Below are 14,285 nucleotides of genomic sequence, written 5' to 3' on the forward strand. Positions count from 1 at the left end.
AACAGAAAAGCCCGCACGGGTGGAATGCGCGGCTGACGCAGATACAGGCAGCAGGCTTCCATTATTGAAAAGGGGCAATCCGCCATTTTTGCCGGATGTCCGTCGATACATCCCAAATGCTCCCCCGCCGAGCCGCTTCAAGCAGCGGCTCAATATAAACCTTAAGTTCCCTGTATGCGGGCGTGCCCGCCATCGCCTTCGCCAGCGGCTCCAGACAACGGGTGCGCAGCAGCTCCCTGTCGCCCTTATAATAGGCAGCGGCAATTTCCGCCTCCTCCGAGGGGCGGTAGCTGAGCCTGGCGCTCTCCCGGGCGCACAGCAGCGACAAGGCAAACACGGCCTTGGCGGCGGCGGGAGAATGCAGCCAGCTCGGCAGCGTACGGTATTCAAAGCCTCCGTGCGGCTGCATGCGAAAATCGCCCAGAAAGCCGTAACGCGGGCGCCTGGCATGCTCGGCGGGCGATTCCACCATCGCAAGCGGCAGCGCCACATAGCTGTCCAGCTGACGCAGCAGCCTGCCGGTCATCCGCACGCCGCTCAAATGAATATGGCCGCCCAGCGCAAAGCCCCGCACGGGCATGCCTCCCGCGCTCCACCGCAGCGTAGGGTCCGTGATGCGCACTGCAGCCTGCCCCAGCAGCCGGCGGATGTTCCCCGCCAGCCCCATTACCGTCGAGGCGGGCTCCGGGCGCAGCTCCGCCACGGGATACCTTACGCGGCCGCCGATGAGCACGGCGTCGCAGCCGGCTCCCTGGCCGCCTTCCAAATAACGGGCGGCCGATATAACCTTGCCGCCAGAGCCAAGCAGCAGGAATTCAGGATCCGCCCCCAGCATAATTCCGGCCCCCTGAGCCTCGCTGCCTGCTGCAGCATCCCCGGCTATATCTGCGGCGAAGTCAGCCGCGGCAGTCTTCCATACGGTCTGCTCCATATCCTCAGCGCTTGGCAAGCGCGCCTCGACGACCGCATATCGTCCTTGTTCATTGGCCTGGAGGGTTATGAGTCCCATATCCAATCCAAGAGCGTACAGCGCTTTGACGGCTATCCGCGTGAGTGGGCGATAAAGGCTGCTTGACGGCTCAAGCAAACGTGAAGCCTGTTCCCCCCTCCAGCCTTTCAGTCCGCTGTCATACAAATGTCTGCTAACCGAGATCGGCTGCAAATTGAACAGCGCTACCGTGAACAAGCGCAGATACTGACCGTCGGAGCGGCGCGTCTGATCCTCTTTCTCGAGAGGAGCAGTGGCCACACCCGCCTGCTCAAGTCTGCGCTGCGTCTCCTCTGCGTCCCGCAGCGCGAAGGCGGCTGCGCCCCCGTTCAATATCAGAGGCTCCCCTTCCCGCCGCCAATCCGCTGGCAACGCGGATTCACCGCATACAATAACGGCATCGCCGGCAAGCGGGATTCCGTCGCTCCACGCCTGCGGCATGCTCCATACTGCTCCGCCGCCACCCCAATACCACACCCTGCCGCCCATGATTCTCGCTCCGATCCAGCAATTTGCATATACAGCCGCTCCTTTACGGAGCAGCCGGCAAAATTAAACCTTAGAAAGGTAAAAAAAAGAGGGCTCTCGCCCTCGAATCTGTTGCCTCTGCCGCATAGGATACTTTATCCCGCTGTAACCCGCTAAAATTACAGCTCGTCGTCCAGCAGCTCCGGATCCAGATCTTCATATTCGCCGTCCTCGTCACCGTACTCAAGACCCTTGCCGTCATGATCGCAGCCGCCCTGGCAAACCGCGACGCATACTTTCGTTTCCGCGATCATCTCTACCACAAATTCCCGTTCGACACGAATAACGACGCTCGAGCCGCTCGCCGATATATTCGCCTCCACACAATTAGGTTCTTGTGTCGATTCAGCCGTTACTTCTTCTGTAGAAGCGCGGTGCTTCGGATCGAGGTAGGAGAGCGGCACATGCTCAACATAAGACAGGGTCTCTTTGGCTACGTCCGTTTCCGAATTTTTGTTGTAAGAATACCAGATGTTGATATCGTAAGTACCGATGACCTCAATACCATCGCCCGAACGTACCGCTTCATACTGGTGATTGATGACCCAGGCTCCCAATATGCTTGTGGGATGATGAGGCGGCGTAACGGTATGGGTCACTGTTGAAAACTTACGACCTTTGCCGCAGACAGCTTTCGTTATAATTTCTCTGCACTGAAGCTGTTTATCTGCTATTGCCATGTATTTAACCTCCTCCATACAATCATTCAATAAAGTGTATGCAGGACATAGGCATTTGTTGATTAAACTTAAGAGGAACAAAAATATATTGTTCTAAACTCTGTATAAAACCAAAGGTTTTCCTTCCCGGGAAATTAATACGGATAGAGGATTGCTGCTCCAAATACGCCGCTGAATCCGACCTATTAATGAAGTATCCCGCACAGCTTTAGTCAGCTGGCAGCGGGTTATTTGCAAGGACAAACCTATTATAATTCTTTGATCTGAAAATACTTTGCCGTGCTATTGATATGAGGGAAATTGGGAAATAGGATCAAGAAGAAGCAGCCTTATGGCCTCTTTTCTGTTTCTTCCAGCGCTTGGCGATGCTCAAATACCGCTCCAGCTCATGCATCAGCTGCAAAATCGCTGCACGGACCTCGAATTCCTCCCGGCTCACAGGCAGAGCCATGGCGCGGAACCGTCCCTCAAGCCCGGACAGCTTGCGCTCGATCGATCCCTCGTAGACATCCGACTTCACATCATCCGGCAGACTTTCGAACAGCTCGGCCACCAGCTCCCCCTGCGGAAGCTTCTCATAGACAAAAGCCAGCAGGACAAGCATCTGCTGGATGGACTCCAGCTGCTGCCGGCGCATTTCAAAGTAGGTCGGCCAGTATTTCCACGAATCGTCAGACTGGCCCCACAGGCGGTTTTCCTTTCTCATATCCGCTCGCTTGATCCCTTCATCGATAACTTGTCCGGCTTTAAGAAGCTCTTCCCCGTTCCAGACCAGGGAAGGACTCCGCAGCGTCTGGCCCATATAATGAAAAATATCGCTGAACAGCCGCTCCGTCTCATGCCGCAATGACGTCAGCCGCTTCTCGTCCTTGGGCATATAGATCAGATTGATGACCGTCGCCCAGCCCAGGCCTGTCAGCAGCAGCAATACTTCATTAACTATCAGCGCACCCGTCACTTCTTCTCGTGCATATATATGAAAAACGATAACGGCGCTTGTTGCGATGCCGTCCTTCAAATGCAATCTCGAAAGGATCGGGAAAGCCAGCAGCACAAAAATCGAAATCGTCCATAAATGAAAGCCAAGCACGATAAACAGGAAGGAGGCAAAAATAAGTCCAAGCACAGAGGCCATAAAGCGCACAAAAGCGCTTTTCAGCCCTTTCATGCGCGTTACTTCGACTCCGAGTATGGCAAGCAAGCCCGCCGAAAGCGCCGGATCCAGACCAAAATAATGGGCGGTATACAACGCTGCCAACGCGGCTATAGCGGTTTTGATGACGCGGATTCCCATAATAACCCTCTTCAGGCAGATGCCAACGATGTTAGAAACGCAAGAATATCAGCTTGCCCCAATATCTGCTGCATTTCTTCAGTTTCATCCTAACGCCCCGTCCGGCCCCGCGTCAACCACTGCTCCAGCGCTACGACCAGACGGTACATCACAGTCGCGACAATGGCTATTACCACCAAGCTGGAGAGCACCAGAGTGAAATTAAACACCTGGAAGCCGTATACGATCAAATACCCAAGACCTGAACGCGACGTGAGAAACTCGCCTACGATAACGCCTACCCAGGCAAGCCCTACATTCACCTTCAACGTGGATATAATGGTCGCAAACGAGTCCGGCATAATAATTTGAGTGAATATCTGGCGCCTCGTACCGCCGAACAAACGAACCACCTTGATCAGTCCGGCATCCACCTCACAGAAGCGGCTGTAAATGCTCAGCGTCGTGATAATCACCGTTACCGAGAGGGTAGTGGCCACGATAGCAGTGAAGCCCGCCCCGAACGCAATGATGAATAAGGGCCCAAGCGCGACCTTCGGCATGCTGTTCAGCACGACCAGGTAAGGGTCCAGCACACGCGAGACAAAAGGAAACCACCAGAGCATGGCGGCAAGCGCCGTCCCGAGGATGGTGCCCAGTACAAAACCGACAATCGTTTCGGCCGAGGTTATCCCGATATGCGGAATCAGACTCCCATCAAGAATTGTCGTCCATAACTGATTGAACAGCTTGCTGGGATAGCTGAACAGCAGCACATCGATCCAGTCCCGGCGGCCGGCTGTTTCCCACAGTCCGATAAACAGCACAAGGAGCAGCAGTTGTACCGAGAGAATCTTCCACTTGATACGCCTCATCCCGCTCAGATAGGTGCGGTGCAGATTGCTCAGACGGGCAGCCGAATAGGTCCCATCTGGCTCGGCAGAGCTGTCCCTGCCTTCAGCATGATCGTCAATGGCTTCATTGGCGTAAGACTTTCCGTCCTCTTCTTCACCGTGGTTCATCAAGTTTCCCCTCCCTTCCCGCTTGCCTGCTCCAGTGCCTGCCAAATCTCCTCGAACCGCTCCTGAAACTCCGGCAGCTTCCGCGCCTCAGTCGGCAGCAACCCGCTGATGCTTTCCGGCATATCGAATACGGCGCTGACATGTCCCGGATTTGCGCCAAGCACAAATACCCTGTCGCTCATGGCTGCCGCCTCGCCAAGATCGTGGGTGACCAGCACAGCGGTTTTGGAGAGTCTCCGCAGGGTCGTCTGCACCAGGTCTTCAAGCTGCAGCTTGATCTGCAGGTCAAGCGCCGAGAAGGGCTCATCCAGCAGCAGAACATCGGGCCTTGTGGCAAGCGTCCGGACAAGCGCGGCGCGCTGCCTCATCCCCCCTGACAGCTCATGCGGCATCCGTCTTTCCATCCCGCCGAGGCCAAGCTGCTCCAGAAGCGACCGGGCATAATCAACAGCTTCAGGCGTCTGGCTGCCGCTGATCTCAAGGCCCAGCAGCACATTGCTCAGAATGGTGCGCCACGGCAGCAGATAATCCTGCTGCAGCATATATCCGATCTTCGGAGAAGGCTTCAGAATTTTCTCTCCGCCCACCGACACAATTCCTTCCGTAGGAAGGATCAGCCCGGCAAGCAGGCTGAGCACGGTGGTTTTCCCGCAGCCGCTTGGCCCGACGAGACTGACGAATTCTCCCTTGGCAACGGCCAGACTGAGCCTTTCGACAGCAAGCGTCGTTCCGCTTGCGTTCACGTAGACATGCGTGACATCTTGAAGCTTCAGAACGTTCTCCATGGATTCATCTCCTTCTCCCGCGGGCTGCTTAAGCGGCATTACTTCATGGCTTGCTCGGCGAACGTATTGTTAACCAGCGCCTCATGATCCGTCCTCGCCGCAAGCTCGCCTGCTTCCGTCATGACATCCTGCAGGTTATCCCATTCCTGTTCATCCACAACAGGATCGGTTGCAAAAGAACCCTGCTGCTTGTAGCGGTCAATAACACGGATGATAATGTCGCGCTCCGTATCCGGGAAATACGGCAGGACAACATCGGCAATCTCCTCGGCGCTGTGCGAATTCACCCACTGCTGCCCCTTATAGACGGCATCGGTGAACTTTTGCACCGTGTCCTTGTTTTTGTCGATATAGCTCTGCTTCGTCATAAACACGGTATATGGCAGATGGCCGCTCTCAACGCCAAAGGAAGCGATGACATGTCCTTTGCCCTCTTTCTCCATAATCGATGCCTGAGGCTCGAAGAGCTGCACATAATCCCCTGTACCGGATATAAAAGCCGCCGGGATGTTGGCAAAATCGACATTTTGAATCAGCGTCAAATCCTTCTGCGGGTCAATTCCCTTCTTCTTGAGCGTAAATTCTCCGGCCATTTGCGGCATCCCGCCCTTGCGTTGACCCAGAAATTCACTCCCTTTCAGCTGATTCCAGTCGAAGTTTTCCACAGGCTCGCGCGATACGAGAAACGTGCCGTCCGTCTGGGTCACCTGCGCAAAATTGATCACGGGATCCTTGCTGTCCTGCTGGTAGACGTAAATCGAGGTTTCCGAGCCCACCAGCGCCACGTCAATCGCATCTGTGAGCAGAGCCGTCATCGTCTTGTCGCCCCCCGGCGTTGTCTGCAGATCAATCTCCAGGCCCTCATCCTTGAAAAAGCCTTCCTCCACCGCCACATACTGCGGCGCATAGAATAAAGACCTGGTAACCTCGCCGATCCGCACCTTGACTGGCCCGTCAGCCTTCTGGCCGCATCCGGCCATAACCGCCGCCAACAGGAGCAGAGCCAGCAATAATGGCAGCCTTTTTGAAATCCGCATAAGAAAATCCCTCCCCTGAAAAGCAAACTATTCTGTAGAACAGCCTATGCAGCGGGAACCCGTGTGGTGAAACAAACATCAAGACTTGTGAAAAAAATGGAGATTACCTGACATCATAGACCATAGGGAGGCCTTCGCAAAAACAAGCTTCCCGCACAATCGGCCTGGCAGCAAAGCAGCCCGGCAAGATAAGAAGAACCGGCTGCGCCGTCCTTTGCGGCAACGTTAGTTTCTTCCCTCAAGCCTTATAGACCTTTATAGGCGTGAAACTTATAAATGCTATAAGGACAAAAAAAAAGGCCAACCAGATTGATTCTGGCTGACCTCTTTGCTCAATAACGGCAGATTCCAACGACGGTTCAATTATAATTTGTAAATATCGCTGTATTTCTTCTCCAGGTAAGCGACCAAATAATCGGGATCAAGCGGCTTGCCGGTAATGGCATTAATGAGCTCCGAAGGCGTACGCAGCTTGCCGTATTGATAAACCTTGTCCGTCAGCCATGCTTTAATGGGAAGAAGCTCGCCGCGCTCGACCAGACCCCAGAAGCCCGGAATCTCCTGCTCCATGGTGACGGTTATTTGAGCGGCATACATGTTGCCCAGCGAATAGGAAGGGAAGTAGCCGAATGCCCCGCCGGACCAGTGGACATCCTGCAGCACGCCTTCCCCGTCATTTTGCGGCACAACTCCCAGATATTCGCGGTACTTCTCGTTCCACAGCGCAGGGAGCTCGGAGGCTTTGACCCCTTCGTTGAAAATAAGCTTCTCCATCTCGTAGCGGATAATAATATGGAGATTATAGGTCAGTTCATCCGCTTCGATACGGATAAGCGAAGGCTTCACCACATTGGTGGCGCGGTAGAAATCCTCAACACCCACATCCAGCTGACCGGGAAAATGCCGCTGCAAATCTCCGAAATAACGGCCCCAGAACGGCTTGCTGCGTCCGATCACATTTTCCCAGAAACGGGACTGCGATTCGTGAATCCCCATAGAAGTACCGGTGCAGAGCGTCGTTCCAATCAGTTCTTTCATGATGTTCTGCTCATAGAGCGCATGACCGCCCTCATGGATCGTTCCGAACAGCGCGCTTGTCACATCGTCCGTCAAATAACGGGTCGTAATCCGCACATCCCCCGGGTTCAGACCGGTTGCGAACGGATGCACACTCTCATCAAGCCGCCCACCCGTAAAATCAAAGCCCATCTGCTCCAGAATGAACAGACTGAATTTCTTCTGGGCTTCCTTCGCGAAGGTTTGTTTCAGGAATCCGCGCTCGGGCTGATGAGGCGATGAGGCAATAGCCGCAGCAAGCGGAACGAGCTTCTCTCGGAGTCCTCCGAATACCTGATCCAGTTCAGCGGTAGTCATACCCGGCTCATAAGCATCAAGCAGCGTATCATAGCGGGTAGCTCCAGGGCCCCACAGATCGATGAACTGATTATTATATGTAATGATTTTATCCAGATAGGGCTCAAACGACGGATAGTCGCTTTTTGCCTTGGCCTCTTCCCACATGGATTCGGCTTGCGAGGTCAGCACCACATATTCCTGATAAAGCTTGGGCGGGATTTTCACGCTGCGATCGTAATCCTTGCGCGTTTCCTTGACCAGCCTGCGGTCTATCTCGCTTAAGTCCCCAAGGTTTCCTTCCTGCTCCAGCTCCGTCAGCCACTCGCCCAGCTCCGGCGCGGTGGAGAGCTTGAACATTTGACCGGACAGCATGCCGATCGCTTCGCTTCTGGCCTCCATTCCCTTGCGGGGAGCGCCGGTGCGCAAATCCCAATACAGCACGCCCAATGCTTCCTCATAGCTCTTGATTTGGGCAATCCGCTCGCGAAACGAGCTCAATGCCTGCTCAACGCTTGTCGTCATACAGATTCCACCTTTCCGGAAATGATAATCGTATTTCTGCAAAAAAACCGCCGTCTTCACGGCCATGGCCTTATCCAAATAAAGCCTCTACTTGATCATACTTTTCTCAAAACGTATAATCAACTTTAATCCATGTTTACTTAAAGAGATCCCATCATTCGAGAGGAGCTTCATTCCATGCATTTTACCTTTACCCCCTCAGCCGTGGAGCAATTGTCCGAACAAATAAAAGATGATGATCGAAGCCTGAGGCTAATGTATGATACCGAGGGCTGCGGCTGCGCCGTAAACGGCGTCCCCACCCTGCAGCTTATCAAGGCTCCTGCGGCTGACAACAAGCTGGGCGAAGGAGATCCCTTCTCCGTCTGGTACGATCCGAATGACGAGGTTTTCTTTGAGCCAAGCCTGCGCATCGATTTTGACAAGTCGCGGCATGCCTTCAGCCTGAAGAGTGACAACCAGATCTACACCACGAACCTGAGATTGCTGAAAGAAGATATTCAAAACGTTCAATTTTGATCACGAGTTAAACAATTTGAATTTGAATTGAAAGACAACCGGATTACATAACTAGAGAGATTAGGATTGGTGAATAAACGTGAGGAACATCGAGAATATTCTATCCTTTAATGATCGTTTTGTTGAAAATCGCGAGTACGAGCAGTATCTGACCGACCGTTTTCCCGACAAGAAGATGGTTATTGTCACTTGTATGGACACCCGCTTGACCGAGCTGCTGCCAAAAGCGCTGAACCTGCGCAACGGCGATGCCAAAATCATCAAAAACGCCGGCGGCATCATCACCCAGCCCTTCGGCAATATTATGCGCAGCGTGCTGATCGCGGTTTATGAGCTGGGCGCTGACGAGGTGCTCGTCATCGGCCATCATGAATGCGGAATGACCGGACTCGATCCGGAAAACGTCATCCTGCATATGACGGAGAACGGGATCAAGGACGAAACCATCAACACGCTGCTGCATTCCGGAATGGATCTCAAGCGCTGGCTTACCGGGTTCGACGATGTCCATGACAGCGTGCTGAAGAGCGTCAGCATTATCCGCAATCATCCGCTGCTGCCGCCCAAAACGCCGGTTCATGGCCTGATTATCCACCCCGGCACCGGAAAGCTGGATCTGCTGACCAAAGGCTACGATATTGTGGAAGGCAAGCAGAACTAGGATGTTTTTTTAGAGCGCGCAGCTGCCCCCCCTGTTTTATGGGTTCTCATTTGCAAACAAAAAGTGTGCAGCCTTCCTGTCTGGGACAGGAGCTGCACACTTTTTTTGTTTCGGCTTGTTATTTTACGAGCATTTTGAGCGTATCGTCCATAATTTGCCCGCCTGCTTCGTAACCGCTGTACAGCCAGCTGCTGGTTGAAGGCATCTCATAAACATGGCCAGCCTTAACGGCAGGGAGATTTTTCCAGATTGGACTGTCCAGTGTTTCCGTCGTTTTGTCGCTGTTCACCAGGAAGATATGATCCGCATTAAGTCCAGCCAGCTTCTCCAGCGATACGGGACTCCAGGTAGCTTTCTGCTCAGCCGTAATATCGGACACCAGATTCGGAGGCGTCATGCCAAGATCGCCATACAGAACGGCGCCGCTGGAACGGGTTTCGTCCACGATATAGAACTGCTTCTGCACCAGCCACAGGATCGCCGCGGATTGTGTGCCGATGGATTGCTGAAGCTTCGCCTTGGTATCGGCCACCTTCTGGTCATAATCCTTCAGCGCCTGTTCGGCCGCCTCCGTCTTGCCAAGCAGCTCGCCTATCTTGAGCAGCGTCTTGCGCCAGTCTTTATTGATTTCATCGCCAATTACGTAGGTCGGCGCTATTTTGGCATATTGCTCATAAAGACCTTTTTGAACCTGCGACTCGGAGCCAATCAGGATCAGATCAGGCGAGAAGCTTGCCACCGCCTCGAGCGGCAGATCGTAGCTGATAATCGGAATGCCCTTCAAATCCCCCTGCAAATAATCCTGGACACTTTCCGGCCCAATCGACCATTGGGCTACGGGCTTGATGCCCAGTGCGACCAGATGATCCTCAAGATAAGAAGCAAGAATCCGCTGTGGATCAGCCGGAATCGTCACTTCATGACCCATTGCATCCGTCACGATTTTCTCCGTTTGCGCTTCGTTGGGCGTGTCTGTGCCGCTGCCTTCCGGAGCTGCCGGATCTCCTGTCGGGCTGGTGGCGGAATTGCCTGCTGACGGTGTACCGGCGCCGCTGTTATTATCAGCCTTGCCTGCCCCGCCGCATGCCGCCAGAAATAAGGTCATCACCAGCAAGACGCTCAATGCCAAGGTGAATTTTAAAGAACGTTCTTTACGCGAATGATTCATGAGTTCCTCCTGCTTTTCTCTGTAAGTTATAGAGCGTCCATTATGTAAGATGATGCGTTCATCGCCCTCAAACTATGATAATGATAATCAATATCATTGTCAATGAGTAAATTGGCTCCCTTTCCTCCTCCCGTCAAGATTCCTCTTCCGTCCTTACTAGTCCGTTTGACGTCTTCTTGTTTTCTTGGCTGCCGCGGCTGCCGCTCTTGCTGCGATGACATCGCTCCGATCCCGCAACGTATGACGGTGTAATAGTTCTTGATCCTCCGGGCTCTCTGCGCCCCATACAAGATTCCGGGAGCTGCAAATCTCTTCGCATTCGAGCCTCAGCGCTTCATCCGTAATCGGCAGGTTTATATCACGGAACGGTTCCTCCACTTCCAATCCGGCAAGGCGCTCTCTCACCATACGAATCAGCTCATGGCCGTCCAGGCCAAGTCCTGCCAGATGTTGAGGAACCAGCCGGTCCAGCGATTGCCGGAGCATTTTGGCCGCGCCGCGAAGATTGCCACGGCGGTGATGATAGGAGCCAACCGCAATTTGTATCAGACCGACCCAGGTATCTGCATACGCATCACCAGGATGCTCTTTCCAATACTCCTCCAGCAGCTCATGACATTCAAAGTAATCCCGCGTTCCATGAAATTCCACTAAATATAAAATATAGGCCTTTGGGTAGTTGACATCTCCCATTGCTATCCTCCTGAATTTCGACGTGATACGCATTAAAAGTGAAACCTTTGATCATATTAGACGTAATTGAAGGGAAAGGCAATGATCCTTTCATCGCCTAAATACCAGAAGGAGAATGACAGATGAAAAAAGGTTTAATGTTGTTCATGGCGTTCACACTCTTCTTTGCTGTCAGTGTGGGATCGGTAGATGCCAAAAGAGGCGGAGGCTTCAAGTCTCCCAGACAAGGCTTTACCCAACATCCCGCAAAGAATCCCGATAGCGGAATAAATAAATCGACAGGCGGGACAAGCGGTGCCGTAAAATCAGGTACGGCTGCAACAACGAAACGCGGGTTCTTCAGCGGCGGCAGCTTAATGCGAGGTTTGATGATTGGCGGTCTTGCCGGCCTGCTGTTCGGCGGAATATTCGGAGGAATGGGATTCCTGGGCAATTTTCTGGGATTGATCATCAACGTGCTCGCCATCTACATTCTGATTGCGGCCATACGGGGGATCATCCACTACTTCCGTAATCGGCGCAGGCCATCCAATCCGAACAACCGGGGTTCCTATTAATAATGAGGATCTATACGGATGAGATCATTAATGCGATTTGCCTGAATATAGCGGATCGCAAAGGCCTTCCTCCTACCGCGGTAGAAGCGCAATTGTCATGGGACGAGCAGTATGGCTATACTGCCGAGGTTTGGGTGCAGGGCCGCAGCCAGTATCTGGTCGAAGCCAACCTGCTGGAAGCGATCGAGCAGTATATGCTCAAGCAATACCAAAGACGCGTGTTCCGCTCCCAGATCAAATTGGATGTGGACGAAGAGTTTTGGGCAGATATTGAGGATTAATTCAGGTTAAGCGTATTGTTTATCACAAGAAGATCGGACATGGAGGAACAAGACCCTTCATGCCGGTCTTTTTTGATGGGTTTGACAAAAAGGTTGCAGCTGTCAGCGATGTAAATAATGGAAGACCCCCATTCTGCCGAAACCTCCTCTCTATTCAGGCGTTTAATCTACTAGACTAGTAGAGGAGGAGCTGAATCAATCTTATGCGTCAACGATGGAAGCTGATCATTGCGATCGCGATGATTCTGCAAGCTGCATACGGAGCAGCCGCTTCTTCTGTAAGCGCCTCCGATCTTACGACCCATTACCGCGTCTATCAGAATGACCAGGCGGTTAAGGAATTTTCGACCGAAGCGGGAGCAGTCGCTTTTGCGAAAAATTTAACTTACAGCCATGTTGAGCTGATAACGGGTCGAGTATGGGTATGGGATAATTTTCCCAAATACAAGGTTTATGAGAATGGGTATTCCACAGGAAACCGGGAATTCAGGACGCTTGCCGAAGCGAAGACCTTCGCCGGGAAGCTTCGTTTTCCGCAAATCCGCGATCTGGAGCAGCCAGGATGGATATCCGGCACCTATCCCCGCTTTCAAATGTACCAGGGAGACAAGTCGCTGCCGGGATGGAGCTATGCCTCTCTGGACAAGGCCAAGCAAGCCGCAAAGGCTTACAGCAATATACACATTGTCGAGCTTGCGACCAATCAATGGATTTGGGATAACTTAAGCGCTGCGCAAAAGCAGGCCCAGCGTTCGGCGGCAGCGGTCTACGATATCCGGCAGAATGGCGCATCGACCGGAAGCATGCGCTACTCCTTCCTCCTCGATGCCATGCGAGCCGCTGCCAGGCAGCCAGGAAGCGTTGTGGTAAACACCGCAACCGGACTTGTTCCGTATACAACAATAAAGCCGTTCACTGTCACTCAAAATGGCCGGCCGGTTCAATCCTTCAGCGGGCTGGGCGGCGCGCTGGTTTATGCCAAGACGCTGTCGGGTGCGGCAATCGAAAAAGACGGTCAGGAATGGTGGACCAATATTCCTTATTTGAGCGTTAGACAAGGGGAGCGTGTTGTCTCCTATTTTCATACGAGACAAGGCGCAGTTGCCTTCGCCAAGGGTTACAAGAATGCTTCGGTCGCTGCGGCAGACGGCCGTATTATTTGGAGCGATACAAGAGAGCTTGCTTATTTGGCCTGGAATGGCACATCCAGCACGGATACCATACTAGCACAGGTCCAAAATACACAGGGGCTGGATATCGACTCCCCTTCCTGGTTCGAGCTTGCCGGGTCAGACGGAACGCTGACCGATCATTCCGATCCTGCCCTTGCGGCATCGATGGAGAAAGAGGGCTTAAAGCTGACGCCGCTTGTGCATAATCAGTTTGATACGAAGATGACCAGCGTTTTCCTCCGCAATCCGGCTGCAAAAGCCAAATTCATCAACTCCCTGGTGGAGCGTCTCGCAGCGCTTAAGGTTGAAGGTGTGAATCTTGATTTTGAGGGGCTGGACGGGGGCGACCGCGCCCTCTACACCTCCTTCGTTGCCAGTCTTGCTGAGGCTGCGCACCAACGCGGCCTGACGGTATCCATTGATTTGCCGCGCGGCGATGTGGCGTGGGATGCCCAGACCGCCTATGATCATAAGGCTTTGGCGAATATTGCCGATATGATCATGATCATGGCTTATGACCAGTATTGGGAGGGCAGCCAGCAAGCCGGCTCCGTCTCCGAGCTTCGCTGGGCTGAAGAGGGAATCAAGCAGTTCCTCGCCTACGGGATACCCCGTGGCAAGCTGATGCTGGGCATTCCCTTCTATGTCCGCGAATGGCGGCTCGACTCAGCAGGAAAGCTGGTCGACAGCAAGGCTGTCTTTATGAAGGATGTCGCGGAAACGATTCAACAGCAAGATGCTGTCGGCACGTATGATCCCGGAGCAGGCCAAACGAAATATACGTATAAAAAAGACGGGTATACGTATGTATTCTGGGCGGAAACAGCGGATACCGTGAAGGCGCGTGTTGACCTCGCCAGAAAATATGGCCTGGCAGGCGTTGCGGCCTGGCGTCTGGGCTATGAAAGCTCCTCTCTTTGGACGATGCTATTACAGCAGAAGTAAAGATTTGTCCGCCACTTTATTAGTGCTTCCTCCCTCCGATATGGTATGATAATAGGGAACGGTTGAGAAACTATTAGCCAGCTTAAGGAGGAGATCAG

14 protein-coding genes are annotated in these 14,285 nt (G+C 53.2%); 5 read left to right on the forward strand and 9 right to left on the reverse strand.

Going from position 1 to position 14,285, the window contains the following annotated elements:
* Positions 1-61: 61 nt before the first annotated feature.
* The 7 genes from ACFOLF_RS01820 to ACFOLF_RS01850 all read right to left on the reverse strand — a co-directional run bounded on the left by ACFOLF_RS01820 (position 62) and on the right by ACFOLF_RS01850 (position 8,191).
* Positions 62-1,477 carry a putative amidoligase domain-containing protein gene (locus tag ACFOLF_RS01820; RefSeq protein ID WP_210040508.1) on the reverse strand — a complete coding sequence of 472 codons (1,416 nt, stop codon included), beginning with the start codon at positions 1,475-1,477 and terminating at the stop codon, positions 62-64.
* A gap of 158 nt (positions 1,478-1,635) precedes the next feature.
* A complete protein-coding gene (locus tag ACFOLF_RS01825; RefSeq protein ID WP_210040506.1) occupies positions 1,636-2,196 on the reverse strand; it encodes an outer spore coat protein CotE in 561 nt (186 codons plus the stop codon).
* 313 nt (positions 2,197-2,509) lie between these two features.
* A complete protein-coding gene (locus ACFOLF_RS01830) occupies positions 2,510-3,490 on the reverse strand; it encodes an aromatic acid exporter family protein (protein WP_210040503.1) in 981 nt (326 codons plus the stop codon).
* 89 nt (positions 3,491-3,579) lie between these two features.
* Positions 3,580-4,491 (reverse strand): ABC transporter permease, encoded by a 912-nt coding sequence (locus ACFOLF_RS01835; RefSeq protein ID WP_379113869.1) that lies wholly within the window; start codon positions 4,489-4,491, stop codon positions 3,580-3,582.
* Positions 4,491-5,276 (reverse strand): ABC transporter ATP-binding protein, encoded by a 786-nt coding sequence (locus tag ACFOLF_RS01840; protein ID WP_210040501.1) that lies wholly within the window; start codon positions 5,274-5,276, stop codon positions 4,491-4,493. The genes ACFOLF_RS01835 and ACFOLF_RS01840 overlap by 1 nt, the downstream gene beginning before the upstream one ends.
* A 38-nt stretch (positions 5,277-5,314) precedes the next feature.
* Entirely contained in the window at positions 5,315-6,313 is a 999-nt protein-coding gene (locus ACFOLF_RS01845) for an ABC transporter substrate-binding protein (RefSeq protein WP_210040499.1), read from the reverse strand.
* Positions 6,314-6,676: 363 nt separating this feature from the next.
* Complete coding sequence (locus tag ACFOLF_RS01850) at positions 6,677-8,191, reverse strand: carboxypeptidase M32 (RefSeq protein ID WP_210040496.1); 1,515 nt, start codon at positions 8,189-8,191, stop codon at positions 6,677-6,679.
* 177 nt (positions 8,192-8,368) lie between these two features.
* Between ACFOLF_RS01850 and ACFOLF_RS01855 the strand changes: the two genes are divergently transcribed.
* On the forward strand, positions 8,369-8,710 hold the full coding sequence (locus ACFOLF_RS01855; RefSeq protein WP_210040494.1) for an iron-sulfur cluster biosynthesis family protein: 342 nt from the start codon (positions 8,369-8,371) through the stop codon (positions 8,708-8,710).
* Between the two features lie 79 nt (positions 8,711-8,789).
* Positions 8,790-9,371, forward strand: coding sequence for a beta-class carbonic anhydrase (locus tag ACFOLF_RS01860; RefSeq protein WP_210040492.1), 582 nt, complete (start codon positions 8,790-8,792; stop codon positions 9,369-9,371).
* Positions 9,372-9,489: 118 nt separating this feature from the next.
* Here ACFOLF_RS01860 and ACFOLF_RS01865 read toward each other — a convergent pair whose 3' ends face one another.
* Both ACFOLF_RS01865 and ACFOLF_RS01870 read right to left on the reverse strand, forming a co-directional pair.
* A complete protein-coding gene (locus ACFOLF_RS01865) occupies positions 9,490-10,539 on the reverse strand; it encodes an iron-hydroxamate ABC transporter substrate-binding protein (RefSeq protein WP_210040490.1) in 1,050 nt (349 codons plus the stop codon).
* 156 nt (positions 10,540-10,695) lie between these two features.
* The gene (locus tag ACFOLF_RS01870; RefSeq protein ID WP_210040488.1) at positions 10,696-11,232 is read right to left on the reverse strand and encodes a DUF309 domain-containing protein; all 537 of its coding nucleotides are present in this window, start codon (positions 11,230-11,232) and stop codon (positions 10,696-10,698) included.
* Between the two features lie 122 nt (positions 11,233-11,354).
* Here ACFOLF_RS01870 and ACFOLF_RS01875 point away from each other — a divergent pair, with 122 nt between their 5' ends.
* From ACFOLF_RS01875 to ACFOLF_RS01885, 3 genes are all read left to right on the forward strand, one after another.
* The gene (locus ACFOLF_RS01875) at positions 11,355-11,789 is read left to right on the forward strand and encodes a hypothetical protein (protein WP_210040486.1); all 435 of its coding nucleotides are present in this window, start codon (positions 11,355-11,357) and stop codon (positions 11,787-11,789) included.
* Between the two features lie 2 nt (positions 11,790-11,791).
* The gene (locus tag ACFOLF_RS01880; RefSeq protein ID WP_210040483.1) at positions 11,792-12,070 is read left to right on the forward strand and encodes a YxcD family protein; all 279 of its coding nucleotides are present in this window, start codon (positions 11,792-11,794) and stop codon (positions 12,068-12,070) included.
* Positions 12,071-12,273: 203 nt separating this feature from the next.
* Positions 12,274-14,187 carry a glycosyl hydrolase family 18 protein gene (locus ACFOLF_RS01885; protein WP_379113871.1) on the forward strand — a complete coding sequence of 638 codons (1,914 nt, stop codon included), beginning with the start codon at positions 12,274-12,276 and terminating at the stop codon, positions 14,185-14,187.
* Positions 14,188-14,285 lie beyond the last annotated feature (98 nt).

The organism is Paenibacillus sepulcri, assembly GCF_042647105.1.
GTDB lineage: Bacteria > Bacillota > Bacilli > Paenibacillales > Paenibacillaceae > Paenibacillus_Z > Paenibacillus_Z sepulcri.